Genomic DNA, 16795 nt, shown 5'->3' with positions numbered 1-16795 from the left:
ATCATTAATTTTTGCCTTAGCAGATATGCCCTTGTAATTAAGAGATGATTTATAAAGTAAACATTAAGACCTTGTAGGTTGGGTTGAGGAACGAAACCCAACAATTTCATTATCTTAAGTGCAGTAAATAACGAAAATCGGGAGAGAGAATGTGACTGGGCGCAAGTTTTCTCGTTGGAAAATTGGACTAGCTTTAGCATTAGCTTTAACGCTCATTGCTTCTGCTACGAGTGAGGGAGAAGCCCATCCTTTTCAAGCTCGCCAAAAAACCATTACAGAAGTGCTTCCCCCTGTTAATAAAAATTCCTCACACCAGTCTAAAGCCTCAAGTGCTTCCCAAGTGAAGTTTAATCCACCGCCTCTGTCACCGAGAGGAGCGCCGGGAAATAGGAAAGGCGGCGGAACTCGTGACGGACATAAATGTTCGGCTCTGGAAATCAATGAACGTCTTTTAGCTTTAGTTCCTGCTGTGGAATCAAAGCAAGCAATTAGCCATGTTTGGGGATTAACTGTTGAAGCCTCTCCTACTCTGTGGTTTTATCTTCCTTATCTTCCCAAAGATATCAAGACGGGTAAGTTGGAATTATGGGACGAAACTGACCGAGAACCCAGAAATTACCAGCAGATTTATCAAGGAACTTTCACTGTCGCTGGAACGCCAGGAGCGATCGCTCTGAGTTTACCACCGACAGTTAAATTAGAGCCAAACAAAAACTATCATTGGTATTTATCTCTCGACATCAATTGCAGTAGTCAAAATCAATCAGTCGATGTCAACGGGTGGATTCAGCGAGCTAAATTTAACAACACTCTTGCAGTGCAGCAGCAATCAGTCGAGCGAACCCAAGTCATTTTGTATGCCGAAAATGGGATTTGGTACGACGCTTTAAGTCAATTAGCACAACTTCGCCTTAGCCATCCACAAGCAGAAAATTTCATCACTGATTGGCAAAAATTGCTGAGAGATGCTGGCTTAGAAGAGTTTGCGAACAAACCTATTGTACCTTGCTGTAATCTTTTATCCTTACCTTAGAACTGTGATTCCGCATTCTAACTGTCACAATCGGTAATTACTGGATCAAATATCCGAAAAAAGTGAAGCAAGGCAATCTTGTTACAATACTGCAAGGGCTCTCGAATTTTTGTAGTAGGGGTAAACCCGTGTGTGAAACCCAACATTTACAAGCATTTGTTGGGTTTCGTTCCTCAACCCAACCTACGTAATTTCATTAAATGGAATCTAAAAAAATGACAAACCTTACAGTTGGTGACTACCTGGTGCTTCGTCTCAAACAAATTGGTGTCAAACACATCTTTGGTGTCGCTGGTGACTACAATATGGAATTCCTCGACTGCATTGTAAATCAGTCAGGCGTAGAGTTAGTGAGCACTTGTAACGAACTGAATGCATCGTATGCTGCTGATGGCTATGGTAGAATCAATGGCATTGCCGCACTAGTTACTACCTTTGGTGTTGGCGAACTTAGTGCTATTAATGGGATTGCGGGGGCTTGTGCTGAACACGTCCCTGTTGTGGCAATTACTGGAGCTCCTTCCACAAAAATCCAATCACAAGGAGCGCTTGTTCATCATACGCTAGGTACTGGCGATTTCTCCGTGTTTGCTCGAATGTATGAGAAGGTAACAGCAGCTCAAGCATATTTGACAGTAGAAAATGCAACATCAGAAATCGACAGAGTTTTGGGTGTCTGTCTTGTTAAGAAGTTACCTGTTTACATCTCCCTACCTATGGACGTTGCTTCAACTGAAGTCACTGCACAATCCGATCCATTTATACCTCCCGTCTTCGAGAGCGATCGAGCTACCTTAGCAGAGGTAGTTGATGCAAGTGTGAGTTTGTTAGAAAAGGTGTCAAAACCAGTTATTCTTGCCGATATAGGTGTAGATCGCTATCGCCTGCATGAGGATTTGCGATCGCTTCTTGCTACCACTGGGTACCCCTATGCCACTATGACTATGGGCAAGGGGCTTTTGGAAGAAACTCACCCCCAATTCATCGGGATTTATAACGGTGCTGTTAGTGAAGACTATGTGCTCAGACGTATCGAAGAAGCAGATTGCGTGTTAAGTATTGGTGTCTTGATGACTGATTTTAACACGGGAAGATTTTCTGCCCAACTCGATGCCGGTCGAACGATTGAAGTGCATGGGCAGTATGTCAAGATTAAGCGTGCAGTATACAATAATGTAGCAATGCAAGATTTTTTACCTGCTTTGAGCAAGCGATTGGTGAAGCGCAATGCTGAAACGCTTGACTTAAAGCCCAAGAAGGAGAATTTAGATGCTGGTTTCACAACTCCCTTCGTTCCCAACTCAACTGCGGCAATTACGCAGCAGCGTTTTTGGTACAGATTTGCTCAATTCCTGAAAGAAAGTGACATTGTTGTCGCCGAAACAGGAACTTGTTTATTTGGCGGTGCCTCAATTCCTTTGCCAAAGGGAACATCTTTCGTGGGACAATTGCTTTGGGGTTCTATTGGCTACTCAGTAGGCTCGGTGCTTGGTTGTGCGCTCGCAGCGCCCCAACGACGGGCTATCCTACTCGTTGGTGATGGGTCGTTCCAAATGACAGCACAAGAGTTGTCAACAATTTTACGCTATAACCTCAAGCCAATTGTTTTTTTAATTAACAATGATGGGTACACGATAGAGCGTGACATTCATGGTGAAAAAATGCCATATAACGACATCCAACCGTGGAAATATCACAAGCTTCATGAAGTTTTTGGAAACAATGGTTGGGGCGTTAAAGTATGCACCGAGTCAGAGTTAGAATCGGCACTGCAACAAGCCGAACAATCTAGAGACAAACTTGCCTTCATTGAGGTAGTGATGGACAAGATGGACAGCCCAGAAGTTCTCTTGAAGATGTTGCATAAGTAACTTGAATTCGACGTAAAAAAAGACTGAAAAGTAGACGGAGTAAACTTTATACATCAAAAATGAAATAATCACACAATCATAATTGAGCGATCGCCAAATAGAAATAGAGGTTTTTTAGAATTATTTAGATAATAGTACAGCAAATTTCAACCTGGGGAGGTACAAAAATTATGTGCTGGATGAACATTAATTTTGACGAAGGTACTGGCGCTCTAGACAGTCAGGTAATAAATTTAAATGTAAGGAACTGCATGCCAGGGGTTAAAGTTCTTACATTACCCGAAGAAGTTTTACCAAAACAATTTATTGCTGGGGGATGTGCTTTACCAACTGCACTACACGCTATTGATCGAGCGCAGATTCAAATTGGTGATGTTGTTGTGGTACAGGGTTGCGGACCTGTGGGTTTGAGTGTGGCAATTCTAGCTTTGCTCTCAGGTGCGGGCAAAGTAATTGTCATTGATAAATTTGAGAGCCGATTAGCAGTTGCAAAATCATTCGATGTAGACGAAACTCTTGCAATTAAAGCTGACGAGCCACAACAACACATTGAGCGGGTTTTGGAATTGACCCACGGACACGGTGCTGATATAACTATTGAAGCAACAGGCGTTCCCATTGCTATCAAAGAGGGCTTGAATATGACTAGAAATGGAGGTCGCTATGTTATTGTCGGGCATGACACTAACACGGGTGAGATTCTCATCAATCCACACTTAGAGATTAATCTAAAACATATTGATATTCGTGGAACTTGGGGAATTGATTTGCCATTTTTACAGAATGATTGAATTACTAAAACGTCATAGTGATTCTAGAAAAAATATTGCTTGGGAAAATCTAATCAGTCGTTCATACACACTAGAAGAAATTAATCAAGCGCTGGCGGATGTAGAGCAAGGATCTGTATTAAAAGCTGTGATTCAGCCCAATCTATCTTGATACCAACAACATATCAAATGACTTGAATAATACGGAGAAGATATGCTCAAAGATGTACAAATTGCCTTTATCGGCGGTGGGAGTTACTAGCCCTCCGCTTCACAATGTGCAATCAATTCATCCAAACTATCTGGAAATATCCCTCGCGCCACCATCTTAGTAAACACCTCATAACAATCATCCTTTGCACCATCTTTACGGGGAAACCCCAACCACAAAATCACAATAGCCTTCAACTCTGGGGTATCAAAAGCACGAAAAAACAGCCGATATCTTTCAGGTAAACCCATCTTTTTTACCCGTCCGTAGCGTTTTAACGCACCCGTTAACGCAAAATGACTCGCCCAAGGGTCAGAAGGAATTTTGGTTTCAATTGCAACAGTAATCGCCGCAAATAACTTTACGGTTGTATGAGTTTTAAACTGAGTTTCCGGTAACTTCTCACGTAAATTAGAAACACGATCAAATAGTTCTTGATATTGAGTGCCAAATAGTTGCGGATGAAAAAAAATCTCCCAGCCATTACTGACAAATTTAGGCATCTTCTAGCGACTCGTCCTCTAATTCCACACCCGCAATTAATTTACGCGCCGCCTCAGACATCTCGATTGTATAAGCTTGCAGTGTATTATTTTTCAGTGCTTCTGTCATGGCAAAATCAAGAAACAGCTGCATTATTAGCGAGTCTTCCGTACCTTCATCCTCACACGATTGAGGGACAATTCTCACGAGCGCAGTATCTGGGGACAATACCTCTATCCAACCATCTGCATTGGTAAACTGAGGATGTTCGCGGTAAAACTCAGCAGGTAACCGAAACCCTGCGCTGTTACCAATTTTAGTGCTACGAATGTTGTATGAGTTGCTCATTTTCAATGTATATACGTGATGTACTTACATAATAGCGACTTGTGGGGAGGGTTGGCAAACAGCGATCGCACGACAGGGGAAACTTCTGAGGGAATCTATGGTGGTGGTACATACAGCGATTTGCCCCTAGCAACAACTTACTATCCCAATGACAACGCTCAAGCTAAAGATCCGAAGTCTCAGTTAGTCCGGGCGTAATGTTAGCTTCCTACACTTGGGGAAGTCGGGCACGCCGTTTAGGGGATCTACCATTTTTTAGCGCCTTTGCGACTTTGCGTGAGTTTTATTCAGGGTATATAAGCGGACATGATATGACACTCAATTCGTAACGCATTGTTACGCTCAATTGCAACACGAGTTGGCGCATCAAAACCGTCATCAAAATTTACACCTCGAACTGTAGCCGAGATCGCCGTGTTACAAAGTTAGGCAATACCTTTAGTCGTCTGGGCAACGATGAAATCAACAACATCCTCCAAGCGTCCTGTACGCTTGTATACTTCGCGCTGCCGTGTTGCGCCGTTTCCTTGCTGCATCGTTTCCCGCACAAGCGATGAAATCTCCTCCCAGTCTCCATACTCTTCTAACGCTGGGCGCAGAAAGGCAAGAAACTTCTCTATCAAATCCCGCGCTGGAACAGCACGCATTTCCCCAACATCTACCAGATCTGTATCCAAACCATAGCGTGCAGCACGCCAGTGAGCTGCACGTATAAGTTCGTGGCGTGCGGCTGGGAATGGTTTGTTTGCAAGTGCTTGCAAGTAACAAGTTCGTGCCAACGCCCGCACCAGCCCCGCGATCGTGACTGCTTCGTCCACCGTCATACATACATCTGTGATGCGAAACTCCACAGTCGGGTAACGCTCAGAAAGACGCATATCCCAGTAAATTTTCGTTGCCTCCTCTGCACTTTTAGTTGCGATTAAAGCCTCTACAAGCGCTTCGTACTCAGCCAGTGACTCAAAAATTAATGGCGGACCTGATATAGGCCATCTGCTCCAAATTTCTGTACGATAACTTGCATAGCCAGTATCCGTACCCAACCAAAAGGGCGAAGAAGTGGAGAGTGCAAGTAATGGGGCAAGCCACACTCGCGCACGGTTCATGACACTAATTGCCATATTGCGATCGCTGATACCAACATGTACGTGACAGCCAAAGATCATCAGTTCGCGACCGAGTTGTTGATAATCTCGCAACAGCCCTTGATAACGTTCTTTGGGCATCATCTGCTGTTGTTCCCACGATGAAATTGGGTGCGTCCCAGCAGCTGCGATTTGATTGCCGTCAATGGCTGCTGCGGTAATGACTTCCCGTCGCAAACGTACAAGGGAGGAACGCACGTCGCTGAGCGTTCGACACACGGGTGTACCAATCTCTATTTGTGAGAGCTGAGCTTCTGGCTGCACCTTGTCGCCAAGAGCTTTCTGTGCGATCGGGAGAATTTGCTGCACACGCGAACAAAGCTCACGCGTTGTGGGGTTGATAATTTGATATTCCTCTTCGACACCAATGGTGAAGTCTTCTGCCCTCTGTACTTGCCCTGACATACCAAATATCTCCTTCGCTTAAACGCTTTGACGGTTGCTGTCGGTCACGCATGGTTGATATCGTAGTGGCAATTATACCTGGGGGTTGTAAGGTTTTTAGACTTCCTACCGAACGGTTTTCTTACACTGTATTTATTTCTTTTGACTGTTGATATTTAATATTCCTCTGACTCTATCAGCTCGCCAAGGTTAAAATCTATTCTTACCCAACCCTTGAGTCTTCGGAGATTGTCGAGAAGGAGTAAGGGAATTTGCCAGTGATGTACCATTAGGAAGGGTAGGGGGTCATCCACCTCAAAAATTGCCTCTTTACCCCGCAAAATGTTTATTATCCAGGTTTGTAATTGCTTCAACGATCTAATCCCAGTCAGTCTCCAGAGTTCGTGGTACAGCCAATAAGTAGGTTTACTATCAGGTAGAGGTTGCAAAGGTTCAACTAGAGGCTCTTTATTAAGATAGGCATTCGCTACCCCTGGATGGTTGTAAAACATAGTAATCGCGGAGTGAGTGCGGGGGTTGCATTCGATGGGATAAACAGTTCCATCATCAGCCTGAATGATATCTAAGGAAATCTCTCCAGTCAGTTCCAGTTCTTGAACAAAGTGTTTCACCCATTGCATAATTTCAGGTTTGTCAACATTTTCGTAATTAACTTGAAAGGCGGATGACTCACAGCAGCAGTACAGTCTTAACTCCCCATCTCGCACAGTACTGTGAGTGCAGTATTCTTTTCCGGGGATGAATTCCTGCATAATCCAGGGCTTCTCCTCGCTGATTGGCAGACTTTTGACAAATGCTGCTGTCACATCAAAAGTGTCGCAAGGTAGCTTGGTCATGTTCAAGCGACGCAAAGAGTCGTAGGGAATGCTTTTGAGTATGTACTTGCGCTTTTCCTGGGAAAAGTCGAAGTTGAGAACTTGTTCTGGATCTTTAATTTTGAAGGATTTGGGAACTGATAAACCCAACGAGCGGGCTTTTTCGGCAAAGGCAAACTTGTCATCCAGCATCTTCGTTATGTCAGCATCGAAGTGAAAAATCTCACAACAGCCAGATAACACTGGTTCGCCCTTGGAGTCAAAGTAGCTGACGGCGAAAATGGCTACTGGGATAAAAAAGTCTATGTTTTCTTTTTTGGCGATCGCACGTAGGGATTGAGTGTAGCCTTCTAAATCTTTTTGCGGTGCTGGTACGGTGTAATAGCCTGCGACAGCACGGGAAAATCGATGACCGCTTAACCAGTATTTGTCTATGTCTACTAAAATGACTCGATGCCCTACAGCATGAAACGATCGCGCTAGTTGAAGAGTTTTGGTCATCCTACCGCCACCAATCAAGATATTTTTGGGATTATCAGTCAAAACCACTTGCTTGTGAAACGATCTGCTGAAAAAATTCCATAGCAACGACACTAGTACTACGCTAAAGTTAATCGGAAAAGCGATCGCCAGTAATAAAAGAGTTCCCAAGTTTTGGAAAACTGCTATAATACGGGCTTTTATCGGTTGCATTTCAGTCATCGGATATTCTAGCTTATATAGTATCTAGGTTTTCTGTTATAAAGTAATTCTAGTTTCTGTTGCTTTGACAGTGCCAAAAGAGGTAAAAAGCTAAACTTTACACATTTTGAATTTCTGTTTTAATTTTTCGGAAAAAATCATATCAGGAGTTTAGTCATTGAAGGCGATTGGGCATGAAGATGATTAAATCGGTGAAACGAGTGATGCAAAAATTACTCCCGAACCGCCAGCTATATTACTCAAACTCGTAGAGTGGGTAGTGTCTATCAATAGTGAATGGTGGGCTTTAGCCCTACCTACTACTACCTATCTATAAAGATTGGTAATTTGAGAACGGAAAGGGAGTAAGAGCGAAGACAGCGCAACTACATACCTAGAATAAGTTACTTTTTTTACGCAGATATTACTGTTCTGCGCCTTTACCAGATTTTGCTAGGTATATGCCTACCATAATCACAAAAAAAGCTACCCAGTTGAAGATACTTAACCTTTCTGCAAAGAGAATCCGAGCAAAGATTGCAGTCATAAGTGGCTCCAGCAGCAAGAAAAGGGAAACAAATCCGGCAGAAAAATTTTTGAGGCTAGAAGTTACAATTCCCTGACCGATCGCTTGGCACAGAACACCTAAACCGATGACTGCCAACCATCCGGTAGCAGAACTGGGGAAAACTTGATTTTCGCGGATTACGACAATTGGGAGGATCAATAAAGCGCCAACCGTGCAATTACATAGGAGTATGGTTGTTGCTGAAAACTTGCTTCGTAGCTGTGAGCTAATGAGAAAGCTTCCAGCATAGAACACAGCAGAGAGTAAAGCAACAGCATCACCGATGAAGTGTTGCGGTGTCACCTGCAAATCTTCAACTCCAACAGCGATCGCGCCCGCCAATGTTAGTACTAAGCCAATGAGAAATCTGCCATCAAATAAATGACCCAAAAATAGCCAACCTCCTAATGTAGCGAAAATCGGCGTCAGATTATGCAGTAAATTTGAGTTGGCAACGCTCGTCTGAGTTATAGACCAAGCCCAAGTGAGTAAGCATAGCATAGAAATCCCACATGATACTACAAAAAGGGCTAGATCGCGAATTGTCCATGTTGGTTGCACTCTATAGTCAAGGGATGTTGTGTTGGGCGGAGCGTAGACGCGATCGCCGCGCTCCGTTGGCATCGCTTTCCATATCAAGAGTGCTAAACTCCCAATCCAAAGGCGATTAAAGATTGTCGCATTTGGACCTAGTTCGTTTTCGCTCAATTTGATAAATATTGCAGCTAAGGATAAAATCATTACTGCTATTAATAACAAGCTTAAATCAATCAAATCAAGTGCTGGCTTTGTTTGTGACTGTGAGAATTCTACTTTCTCAATCATAATGAGTGTTGATGAGTGTTTCGCGCTCGAAGTTACTTGGATAATTTGTTGTAAGTTAAATAGCAACTTTGTCAATAAGCAATATTACTTAGTGATTTCCACAGACCCTATGGAAAACTTACTCAGTGAGATACCCAGCATAAATATTACCTTGACAGCACCTCAGATCGTTAAGTTTAACCAAAAAACCTAATTTGACGTTGCGAGATTTTTAACTCCGTAATCTATTTTGTCACAAAAAGAAGATTTATAAATCAATTAAAATTGCAATGATTTATACATTATTAATCTTGTTCAAGATAGATGAAAAGTATTGACAGTAGAACTTACGCAAAGGAACAGGAGGTACAAAAATGACAATTGGACGATTTACGAGATATTTGCGCTCAAATAGGCTTCACCGAAGTTACATAGAAATGCTGTAGTCGGGGAATGTACGAGCGCTACAACATCATATGTAAATTTTATATAAAAGTTTGAGTGAATTTATATCTTTTAAGTATTTTTCCAAAGTATGAGTGTGTAGAGGAATTTAAGTATTTGCAGTGTTTTTTTTGAATATCATTGCTTTTATTAAAATGTCAAGTGTTGTAGCCTTTCTCAGTCTTATGAGGTACACCCCCCTTTCATTCCCCCAAGGCATCAGGGGGACAGAGGGGAGTAATTTTCGTACCTCACCAAGTTGAAATTTGCTGTAAGTTAGCCACAATGCTAAAAAAGCTAAGTTGGAAAAGTATGTTTTTACACCTTATAAAAAATTTTAAGTTGGAAAAATAGGATAAGGTTTAGTATTTAGGGTCTACAGAAAAAGTTTACGGAATTTATTAAAGTAAGTACTATTATCAGTGAAGGCGGTAGCAATCTTTCTGGGGGACAGCGGCAGCGATTATTGATTGCGAGGGCGCTTCTCAATAAGCCAAAAATTATTTTAATGGATGAGGCAACCAGTTCTTTGGATAACCGCACGCAAGCGATCGTCACTGAAAGTTTAGATAGTTTGAACTGTACGTTCGCTCATTTTTAACCGCCAGATTTAATTAAGCCTTACAGGGCTTGTAATTCAGGCTTTACAATAGATTCAGGCATTTTTAGTCGCATGGAGCTTTTGGTCATTTTATGATTTATCCTATGCCTACGCCTTAAATCATCGCCTCCCTTAGCCTTTTGTGATCGTCACAAATTTTACATAAAGATAATGGTTCACGTAAAAATCCCCTTTCTCCTTTTACATTAAGGCTTTAATTCCCCTTCGGATCTCAAAATAAGCGAACGCACAGAGATTAGTCTGAACAGCGATCTAAAAATAATTTTTTGATTACAAAATAAAGGGAAGTTTATCTATCTACTAACTACACAATTCAACAAAGGAAGTTGCTGTGTTGAATTTTTAAAGTGAACCTAAAAAAATCAAATGATAGTTCTTCTCAGTATAACTGAGAAGAATGATTGGTGTATCGACTTCACACCTACTGCCTATATAGGTGTAAGGTTTTTCTACCAAGTCTTGCGACTTGTATCAATAGACTGGTTTTGCCATTTTAAGTATGGCGCAACTACAGTTTTTTGTCTGTACTCTACCGTACCGTCCTGTATTAGTCTTTCTGGCGTTTCTTAAGGATGCGGTTATCAAGCTGATGGATGGTAACATTATGGGGGTAACCATCTTTTGCAATGATTAATTAGATATTTTCTACACTTAGAACTAGACTATACCTTAAGCTTACTCTTTAAGCATAAGTGCATGATGCCGGATATGATCTTCAATAAAAGTGGCTATGAAATAATAGCCGTGATCGTATCCTTCCTGGTAACGCAGAATGAGAGATTGATTTACTTCTGCACAAGCTTGCTCAAATAATCCTGGTAGCAACTGCTCTTCAAGGTATTTATCAGCAGTACCTTGGTCAATTAAAATAGGGCTGTGGTATCCATACTGCTTGACCAATTCGCTAGCATCGTACTCACGCCATGTTTCGCAATCGCCACCCAAATACCCATTAAACACTTTTTGACCCCAAGGACAACGCATTGGTGCAGCAATGGGCGCAAAAGCCGATACCGATCTGTACTGTTTGGGGTTTCTTAAAGCACAAACAAGCGCACCATGTCCCCCCATAGAGTGACCGAAAATACTTTGCTTGTCTGACTGTACGGAGAAATTCTCTGCTATCAAAGCAGGTAACTCGCGAACAACATAACTGTACATATGGTAGTGAGATGACCAAGGTTCAACCGTAGCATCCACATAAAAACCCGCACCTGTACCAAAATCCCACTCGTCATCCTCACCGGGAATGCCAGTATTGCGAGGACTGGTATCTGGCGCAACAAGCATCACACCGTATTTAGCAGCATATTGTTGTGCTCCCGCTTTGACCATAAAATTTTCTTCGGTGCTAGTCAACACCTAATGGGACTTTATTGTAGAAGTAAGCAATCGTGTTATTTGCGTTTCCAGCAACTGGATAACCAAGATCGTTCCATAAGATTGACGGGTGATAGCGGTCGATCAGCTCGTGCCAATGAGCGTTGGCGTATTTAGCGTAAGCCTGCGAATGCTCTTGCATCCACAGGCAGTTTTAAGTATCGTATAGTGTAAGAGATTCTAAATATTTATCAATGAAAGCTTGCTAAATTATGCAATGTAGTGAAGAGCGATACGTCTGTCTTCCGTTGAGATTCGTTTATCGCTATTAGCATCTTGCCCTGAATGCGGTTTCGTCATGCTTGTAATTGTCCCAATTCAGCTATAATATTCCGGTTGACTTTGATGTAGCCCCGCTCGACGTGGGTAATGTATGAACTCAAGTGCTGATGAGCTTCAGGCAATACGTGGAAAAGAATTGGCGATCGCCTTAAATTTGAACCTTGACTACAACTTAGCTATCCGCTTTCTGTTCGTGGTAGTGGGAGATCTGCTCGTATATTTCTTCTGGAAACTGCAAGTCCTTATAAACATTACAAGCATCGGGGTCATCAGCATTGGGGCAAATTGGGAAATCCTGCTGTGACTGCCATTGGAGAATACGTTCGCGTCGGGGTGGATTATAGTCTTTACCCTGCACCTGTAAATACATTGAACGCGCTTCTTGTTTGCTGAAATCTTTATCCTTTTGGAGATAATCAATTAACTCTGATTCACTTAAGAAGTGACGCGCAACCATTGCAAACACTAACCTACCATAATGACCGATGTCCTTCCCTGCATCAAGGGAGTCAAGCAAGTGGGCCATCATGTCGTTTTTTCGTAGCTCTTCTACTGTCATACCTGTCAGTTCCTTAACTTCAAGTGTCACCTCAGTTTTTTCCGTTCCTCAATTTATAGTATTCATGTACTGATAAGGTCACCTACCTCTTTTGGCTGAATGTGAAAATACACAGTTCAAGTCATAGGTTGTAGACAACCAAGGTTTGGGGTTTACCAGGAGAAGGGATTGGTGGCTGGTTCGGATCTGACTTTGGTACACAAGCCGCAAGCCCAAACAGTACAAATGCGATGATGACAATCCGGTTCATATAAAACCTTATAGGAATTTAAAAACCTTGCGATTGTGGTAATTATTGTCTGTATTATTCATGCTTCGCCTCTCATTCATGCTTAATTTTTCCTTGGCTAATAGCATGACTCTGTTTGAGATGCAATTGCACCTTCCTTTATGAACATATTTTACGCGATCAAAAAGCACCGCTCACCTCATATATGTTAAATCGTCGGGTGGAGTTTTTTATCAGCCAATTGATGATGTTTTGTTAAGAAGGCGAACTGCTGACAAAACTTAGGTGTTGAATGTAAGAGATTTCCGTACCTGGTAATTTTTGACCTAGTGTGCGAGTGCTGCAAATCTATGATAAAAGCTTTGAGAGGCTGGACGATAAACGTGGACGGTGTTAGCTTCGTCATAGCAATGGGGACACCGTGAAGGTATGGAATTTGCAAGGGAAATTAATCCAAACCCTCAAAGCGCTCAACCTAACAAATATCTATATAGTATAAATATACCATTCGTTTGTCACCCAAATAGGATTACTATACTCTAGGTAGGTAAATTACATTACAAAAAATTCTTAAATATACTGCAAATAATTTAGGAGTTATCAATGAATTTAGATATGAATACAACAGAATCAACTACACAAACAGCAGAAAAATTCAATTGGAAGCAGTGCTGGTATCCTGTTTGCTTTCTACAAGATTTGCCGAAAAACCTCCCTTACAGCTTTTCTTTGTACGATGAACCCTTAGTATTATTTAAAGATCGAGAAGGAAATTTAGTATGTTTAACTGACCGTTGTCCTCATCGTGCAGCTAAACTTTCCGATGGTCAAATAATTGATGGCAAAATAGAGTGTTTGTATCACGGTTGGCAATTTGGTACTGATGGTCAATGTCTTCATATTCCTCAGTTACCAGTAGATGCTAAAATACCAGCTAATGCCTGCGTGAAATCATTTAAGGTCGTCGAAAGGCAAGGTATAATTTGGATGTGGGCTGGGGAAGTTGAAACTGCCTTGGAGCAGGGCATCCCAATTATTCCCGAGTTGGATATGCCGCAATTTGCTTGTGTTAACTATATGCGCGATCTTCCTTACGACCAAACATTATTTATCGAAAATGTCATCGATCCAGCCCATGTCCCTATCAGCCACGATGGTGTACTCAGCAAAAAAGAGTATGCTCGACCTCTAGAAATTGAAGTAGAAGAAAATACTATTGCTGGTATTCTTTCTAGAGTTAAAGGCGCTGGCAAATCCGCTACCAGTTGGGGACGAGTGGATTTTATTGCTCCTAACTTAGTTCTTTACAAATTTAGTTTTCAAATTAAAGGTAAATCTTGCAATGCTGGAACGGCTTTATATTCAATTCCTTTAGGTAAGAATAAATGCCGGATTCTACATAGAAATTTTATCAATGGACTAACATGGTTCATCAACCTTAAACCCCGCTGGATGCATCACTTTCAAACCAATAATATATTAGAAGGTGATATGGCACTCTTGGTTGGGCAAAATTTACAAATTCACCAGTTAGGAGAAAGCTTAAAACAAATTTATTTACCGCTGAAAACCTCCGATACATTAGTAATTGCATACCGCAAGTGGCTGGATAAATTCGGTTCTTCGTTGCCCTATTATCAAGGCTATTCCACCTCTAAAAATATAGACAGTCATGAATTCAACAATAAGGTAGCTTCTTTAGACAGATTATTGCAACACACACAATTATGTAGTTCGTGTAACCGCGCATATCAAGCCACTATTCGACTAAAACAAACCTTTATCGGTATCGCAATAGTTCTTGCAGGGACTGCCATAGTTGCTGATGCTAACTGGCTTCAAATAGTAGCAGTTTTCGCCGCTTTTGTCATAACTGCTTTGGCAACTGGAGCAGGTAGATTACAAACAAAGTTCGAGCGTTCTTATACTCGCCACTAATTTTCTGCACGGCACCTGGTTTGAAATTAGCAAGATGAATACTATTTTCTGCTAAAAGCTGTCTCATCTCTATCGAATTTAATTTCTTAATCTCAAAGCTCTATCTAAACTAAACCACGCTGTTAAATGCAGCCCGGTTTTATACATGGTAGGATAGCGCTCGCTACAACAGTTGGTCAAGGATTTTTCCACTGGAAAAAACCGCATTGGCACGGTGACCCTATATTCCCTAGGATAGAGTTTTTATGTTCGTATTTATACAATCATCCTTCTAAAGATACACAAGCATCATTCTAAGGAATGTTGTGAATGAAGGATTGAAAGCTTTATTTTATACTTACCACCAAGCCGTATAGGAAACAATGAATCAACAAAAGCTTGTGACAAAATCGATGAAACGTCAAGATATACTTTTACAATATGTTCGTTTTCAGGTTATAGCAAGCGATACTCAGCATAGAAGTTACTTTGTTGGTTGTTTTAAACCTTCTGCTACTCAGCCAGATGACTTTTGTTGGTGTACTGCCGCTCGACAGTTGTATGTTGGAGATTTAGTAAGGGGCTATTTATCCGAATCTTTAGACGTGAAAAACTTGCCGTTGCTAGTTCTTGAATGAGGAATTAAATAATTAACTGCTTCAACCAGGGAAATTTTCGTATCATCCATTTCTCGCCAACTTACTTAGCACTTTACACTATTCTCAACAAGCTGGGGATATTACAGCCAAATTAATCCACACGTTAGGGGTGCAAAATTTTATAATTTGAAGATAGTGTAATTTGCTATCGCATTCCTTTTATAGTTACCATGACCACTTCACCCCGTCGCTATCATATCACCACCTTCGGTTGTCAGATGAACAAAGCCGATTCAGAACGCATGGCTGGCATCCTAGAAGACATGGGCTTTGAGTGGTCAGAAGACCCGAATGATGCAAATTTAATTCTTTACAACACTTGTACCATACGAGATAATGCCGAGCAAAAAGTATATTCTTATCTGGGTAGGCAAGCCAAACGCAAGCACGAACAACCAGACCTAACTATAGTGGTTGCTGGTTGTGTAGCACAGCAGGAAGGAGAATCGCTGTTGCGAAGAGTGCCAGAAGTTGATATGGTTATGGGACCGCAACACGCCAATCGCTTGAAAGATTTGCTACAACAGGTATTTGATGGCAATCAAGTTGTTGCGACTGAGCCAATCCATATCATGGAAGATATTACCAAGCCGCGACGCGATACTACTGTCACTGCTTGGGTAAATGTAATCTACGGCTGTAACGAACGCTGCACTTATTGCGTTGTTCCTAATGTGCGGGGTGTTGAGCAATCTCGGACACCTGACGCCATTCGCTCGGAAATGGAAGAACTGGGACGACAAGGTTATAAGGAAGTGACTTTACTCGGTCAAAATATTGATGCTTACGGGCGCGATTTGCCAGGAGTTACACCTGAAGGTCGCCACCAACACACTTTGACAGATTTACTTGACTACGTTCATGATGTGCCGGGAATTGAGCGAATTCGTTTCGCCACTTCCCATCCTCGTTATTTTACCGAACGGTTGATTAAAGCGTGTGCGGAATTACCTAAGGTGTGCGAACACTTTCACATTCCCTTTCAATCAGGGGATAATGAGGTACTAAAACGCATGTCGCGGGGTTATACTCACGAAAAATATCGCCGCATCATCGATACAATCCGGCAATATATGCCAGATGCATCAATTAGTGCTGATGCTATTGTCGGTTTTCCAGGAGAAACCGAAGCACAGTTTGAAAATACTTTGAAGTTGGTCGAAGATATTGGTTTTGACCAATTGAACACCGCCGCCTACTCTCCACGTCCGGGAACACCCGCCGCAGTCTGGGATGAGCAATTGAGCGAGGAGGTGAAAAGCGATCGCCTCCAAAGGCTAAATCATCTGGTGGCTATCAAAGCAGCCGAGCGATCGCAGCGTTACATGGGGCGCATTGAAGAAGTGCTGGTAGAAGAACAAAACCCGAAAGATAAAACCCAGGTGATGGGACGTACCCGTGGTAATCGGCTGACATTCTTTACTGGTGATATTCAGGAACTTAAAGGTCAGTTAGTCAATGTCAGAATTACTGAAGTTCGAGCTTTCAGTTTAACAGGGGAAGCACTTGTACCAGTGACCAGTAATCAGTGACCAGTGAATTTCCTGGCTTTGTACGGGCGCAATGCCT

The 16795-nt window shown here is 42.0% G+C and carries 14 protein-coding genes and 2 pseudogenes; 9 read left to right on the top strand and 7 right to left on the bottom strand.

Going from position 1 to position 16795, the window contains the following annotated elements; translation table 11 throughout:
- Window positions 1-151 precede the first annotated feature (151 nt).
- From F7734_RS38000 to F7734_RS64275, 4 genes are all read left to right on the top strand, one after another.
- Window positions 152-1033, top strand: a complete 882-nt coding sequence (locus tag F7734_RS38000; protein ID WP_166482406.1) for a DUF928 domain-containing protein — start codon at window positions 152-154, stop codon at window positions 1031-1033.
- Window positions 1034-1248: 215 nt separating this feature from the next.
- Complete coding sequence (locus F7734_RS37995) at window positions 1249-2904, top strand: alpha-keto acid decarboxylase family protein (RefSeq protein ID WP_155749628.1); 1656 nt, start codon at window positions 1249-1251, stop codon at window positions 2902-2904.
- A 251-nt stretch (window positions 2905-3155) separates the two neighbouring features.
- On the top strand, window positions 3156-3695 hold the full coding sequence (locus F7734_RS37990) for a zinc-binding dehydrogenase (RefSeq protein ID WP_243147309.1): 540 nt from the start codon (window positions 3156-3158) through the stop codon (window positions 3693-3695).
- Complete coding sequence (locus F7734_RS64275) at window positions 3688-3846, top strand: hypothetical protein (protein WP_243147308.1); 159 nt, start codon at window positions 3688-3690, stop codon at window positions 3844-3846. Before F7734_RS37990 ends, F7734_RS64275 begins: the two co-directional genes overlap by 8 nt.
- An 86-nt stretch (window positions 3847-3932) precedes the next feature.
- Here the strand turns inward: F7734_RS64275 and F7734_RS37985 are convergent, their stop codons facing one another.
- The gene (locus F7734_RS37985) at window positions 3933-4388 is read right to left on the bottom strand and encodes a type II toxin-antitoxin system YhaV family toxin (protein WP_155749627.1); all 456 of its coding nucleotides are present in this window, start codon (window positions 4386-4388) and stop codon (window positions 3933-3935) included.
- Window positions 4381-4716 carry a hypothetical protein gene (locus F7734_RS37980; protein ID WP_155749626.1) on the bottom strand — a complete coding sequence of 112 codons (336 nt, stop codon included), beginning with the start codon at window positions 4714-4716 and terminating at the stop codon, window positions 4381-4383. Before F7734_RS37980 ends, F7734_RS37985 begins: the two co-directional genes overlap by 8 nt.
- A gap of 18 nt (window positions 4717-4734) precedes the next feature.
- Between F7734_RS37980 and F7734_RS37975 the strand changes: the two genes are divergently transcribed.
- Window positions 4735-4914 (top strand): hypothetical protein, encoded by a 180-nt coding sequence (locus F7734_RS37975; RefSeq protein ID WP_155749625.1) that lies wholly within the window; start codon window positions 4735-4737, stop codon window positions 4912-4914.
- A 227-nt stretch (window positions 4915-5141) separates the two neighbouring features.
- On the opposite strand, the gene F7734_RS37970 is transcribed toward F7734_RS37975, so the two are convergent.
- The 3 genes from F7734_RS37970 to F7734_RS37960 all read right to left on the bottom strand — a co-directional run bounded on the left by F7734_RS37970 (window position 5142) and on the right by F7734_RS37960 (window position 9155).
- Window positions 5142-6266 carry a carboxylate-amine ligase gene (locus tag F7734_RS37970; RefSeq protein WP_155749624.1) on the bottom strand — a complete coding sequence of 375 codons (1125 nt, stop codon included), beginning with the start codon at window positions 6264-6266 and terminating at the stop codon, window positions 5142-5144.
- 155 nt (window positions 6267-6421) lie between these two features.
- The gene (locus F7734_RS37965) at window positions 6422-7783 is read right to left on the bottom strand and encodes an ATP-grasp domain-containing protein (RefSeq protein ID WP_155749623.1); all 1362 of its coding nucleotides are present in this window, start codon (window positions 7781-7783) and stop codon (window positions 6422-6424) included.
- A gap of 403 nt (window positions 7784-8186) precedes the next feature.
- On the bottom strand, window positions 8187-9155 hold the full coding sequence (locus F7734_RS37960; protein ID WP_155749622.1) for a DMT family transporter: 969 nt from the start codon (window positions 9153-9155) through the stop codon (window positions 8187-8189).
- A gap of 835 nt (window positions 9156-9990) precedes the next feature.
- Here F7734_RS37960 and F7734_RS37955 point away from each other — a divergent pair.
- Window positions 9991-10149 (top strand): annotated as a pseudogene (locus tag F7734_RS37955) (ATP-binding cassette domain-containing protein); the annotation flags it as partial.
- Window positions 10150-10875: 726 nt separating this feature from the next.
- Here F7734_RS37955 and fghA read toward each other — a convergent pair.
- Together fghA and F7734_RS37945 are read right to left on the bottom strand one after the other, a co-directional pair.
- Window positions 10876-11559, bottom strand: a pseudogene (gene fghA, locus F7734_RS37950) (S-formylglutathione hydrolase); the annotation flags it as partial.
- Window positions 11560-12034: 475 nt separating this feature from the next.
- Window positions 12035-12451 (bottom strand): hypothetical protein, encoded by a 417-nt coding sequence (locus F7734_RS37945; protein WP_207714308.1) that lies wholly within the window; start codon window positions 12449-12451, stop codon window positions 12035-12037.
- A gap of 802 nt (window positions 12452-13253) precedes the next feature.
- Here F7734_RS37945 and F7734_RS37940 point away from each other — a divergent pair.
- The 3 genes from F7734_RS37940 (at window position 13254) to miaB (ending at window position 16758) form a co-directional block, all read left to right on the top strand.
- On the top strand, window positions 13254-14588 hold the full coding sequence (locus F7734_RS37940) for a Rieske 2Fe-2S domain-containing protein (protein ID WP_155749621.1): 1335 nt from the start codon (window positions 13254-13256) through the stop codon (window positions 14586-14588).
- 362 nt (window positions 14589-14950) lie between these two features.
- Entirely contained in the window at window positions 14951-15205 is a 255-nt protein-coding gene (locus F7734_RS37935) for a hypothetical protein (RefSeq protein ID WP_155749620.1), read from the top strand.
- 191 nt (window positions 15206-15396) lie between these two features.
- On the top strand, window positions 15397-16758 hold the full coding sequence (gene miaB / locus F7734_RS37930; protein WP_155749619.1) for a tRNA (N6-isopentenyl adenosine(37)-C2)-methylthiotransferase MiaB: 1362 nt from the start codon (window positions 15397-15399) through the stop codon (window positions 16756-16758).
- Window positions 16759-16795 lie beyond the last annotated feature (37 nt).

It is taken from the genome of Scytonema sp. UIC 10036 (assembly GCF_009725235.1).
This window is presented reverse-complemented; position numbering and strand designations above follow the sequence as displayed.

Bases quoted from the DNA above. Each gene is read 5' to 3' on its own strand.
- F7734_RS37975 (WP_155749625.1), top strand. From the start codon at position 4,735: ATGTACTTACATAATAGCGACTTGTGGGGAGGGTTGGCAAACAGCGAT.
- F7734_RS37990 (WP_243147309.1), top strand. From the start codon at position 3,156: ATGCCAGGGGTTAAAGTTCTTACATTACCCGAAGAAGTTTTACCAAAA.
- F7734_RS37970 (WP_155749624.1), bottom strand. From the start codon at position 6,266: ATGTCAGGGCAAGTACAGAGGGCAGAAGACTTCACCATTGGTGTCGAA.
- F7734_RS37985 (WP_155749627.1), bottom strand. From the start codon at position 4,388: ATGCCTAAATTTGTCAGTAATGGCTGGGAGATTTTTTTTCATCCGCAA.
- F7734_RS37980 (WP_155749626.1), bottom strand. From the start codon at position 4,716: ATGAGCAACTCATACAACATTCGTAGCACTAAAATTGGTAACAGCGCA.
- F7734_RS37940 (WP_155749621.1), top strand. From the start codon at position 13,254: ATGAATTTAGATATGAATACAACAGAATCAACTACACAAACAGCAGAA.
- F7734_RS64275 (WP_243147308.1), top strand. From the start codon at position 3,688: ATGATTGAATTACTAAAACGTCATAGTGATTCTAGAAAAAATATTGCT.
- F7734_RS37935 (WP_155749620.1), top strand. From the start codon at position 14,951: ATGAATCAACAAAAGCTTGTGACAAAATCGATGAAACGTCAAGATATA.
- F7734_RS37995 (WP_155749628.1), top strand. From the start codon at position 1,249: ATGACAAACCTTACAGTTGGTGACTACCTGGTGCTTCGTCTCAAACAA.
- F7734_RS37965 (WP_155749623.1), bottom strand. From the start codon at position 7,783: ATGACTGAAATGCAACCGATAAAAGCCCGTATTATAGCAGTTTTCCAA.
- miaB (WP_155749619.1), top strand. From the start codon at position 15,397: ATGACCACTTCACCCCGTCGCTATCATATCACCACCTTCGGTTGTCAG.
- F7734_RS37960 (WP_155749622.1), bottom strand. From the start codon at position 9,155: ATGATTGAGAAAGTAGAATTCTCACAGTCACAAACAAAGCCAGCACTT.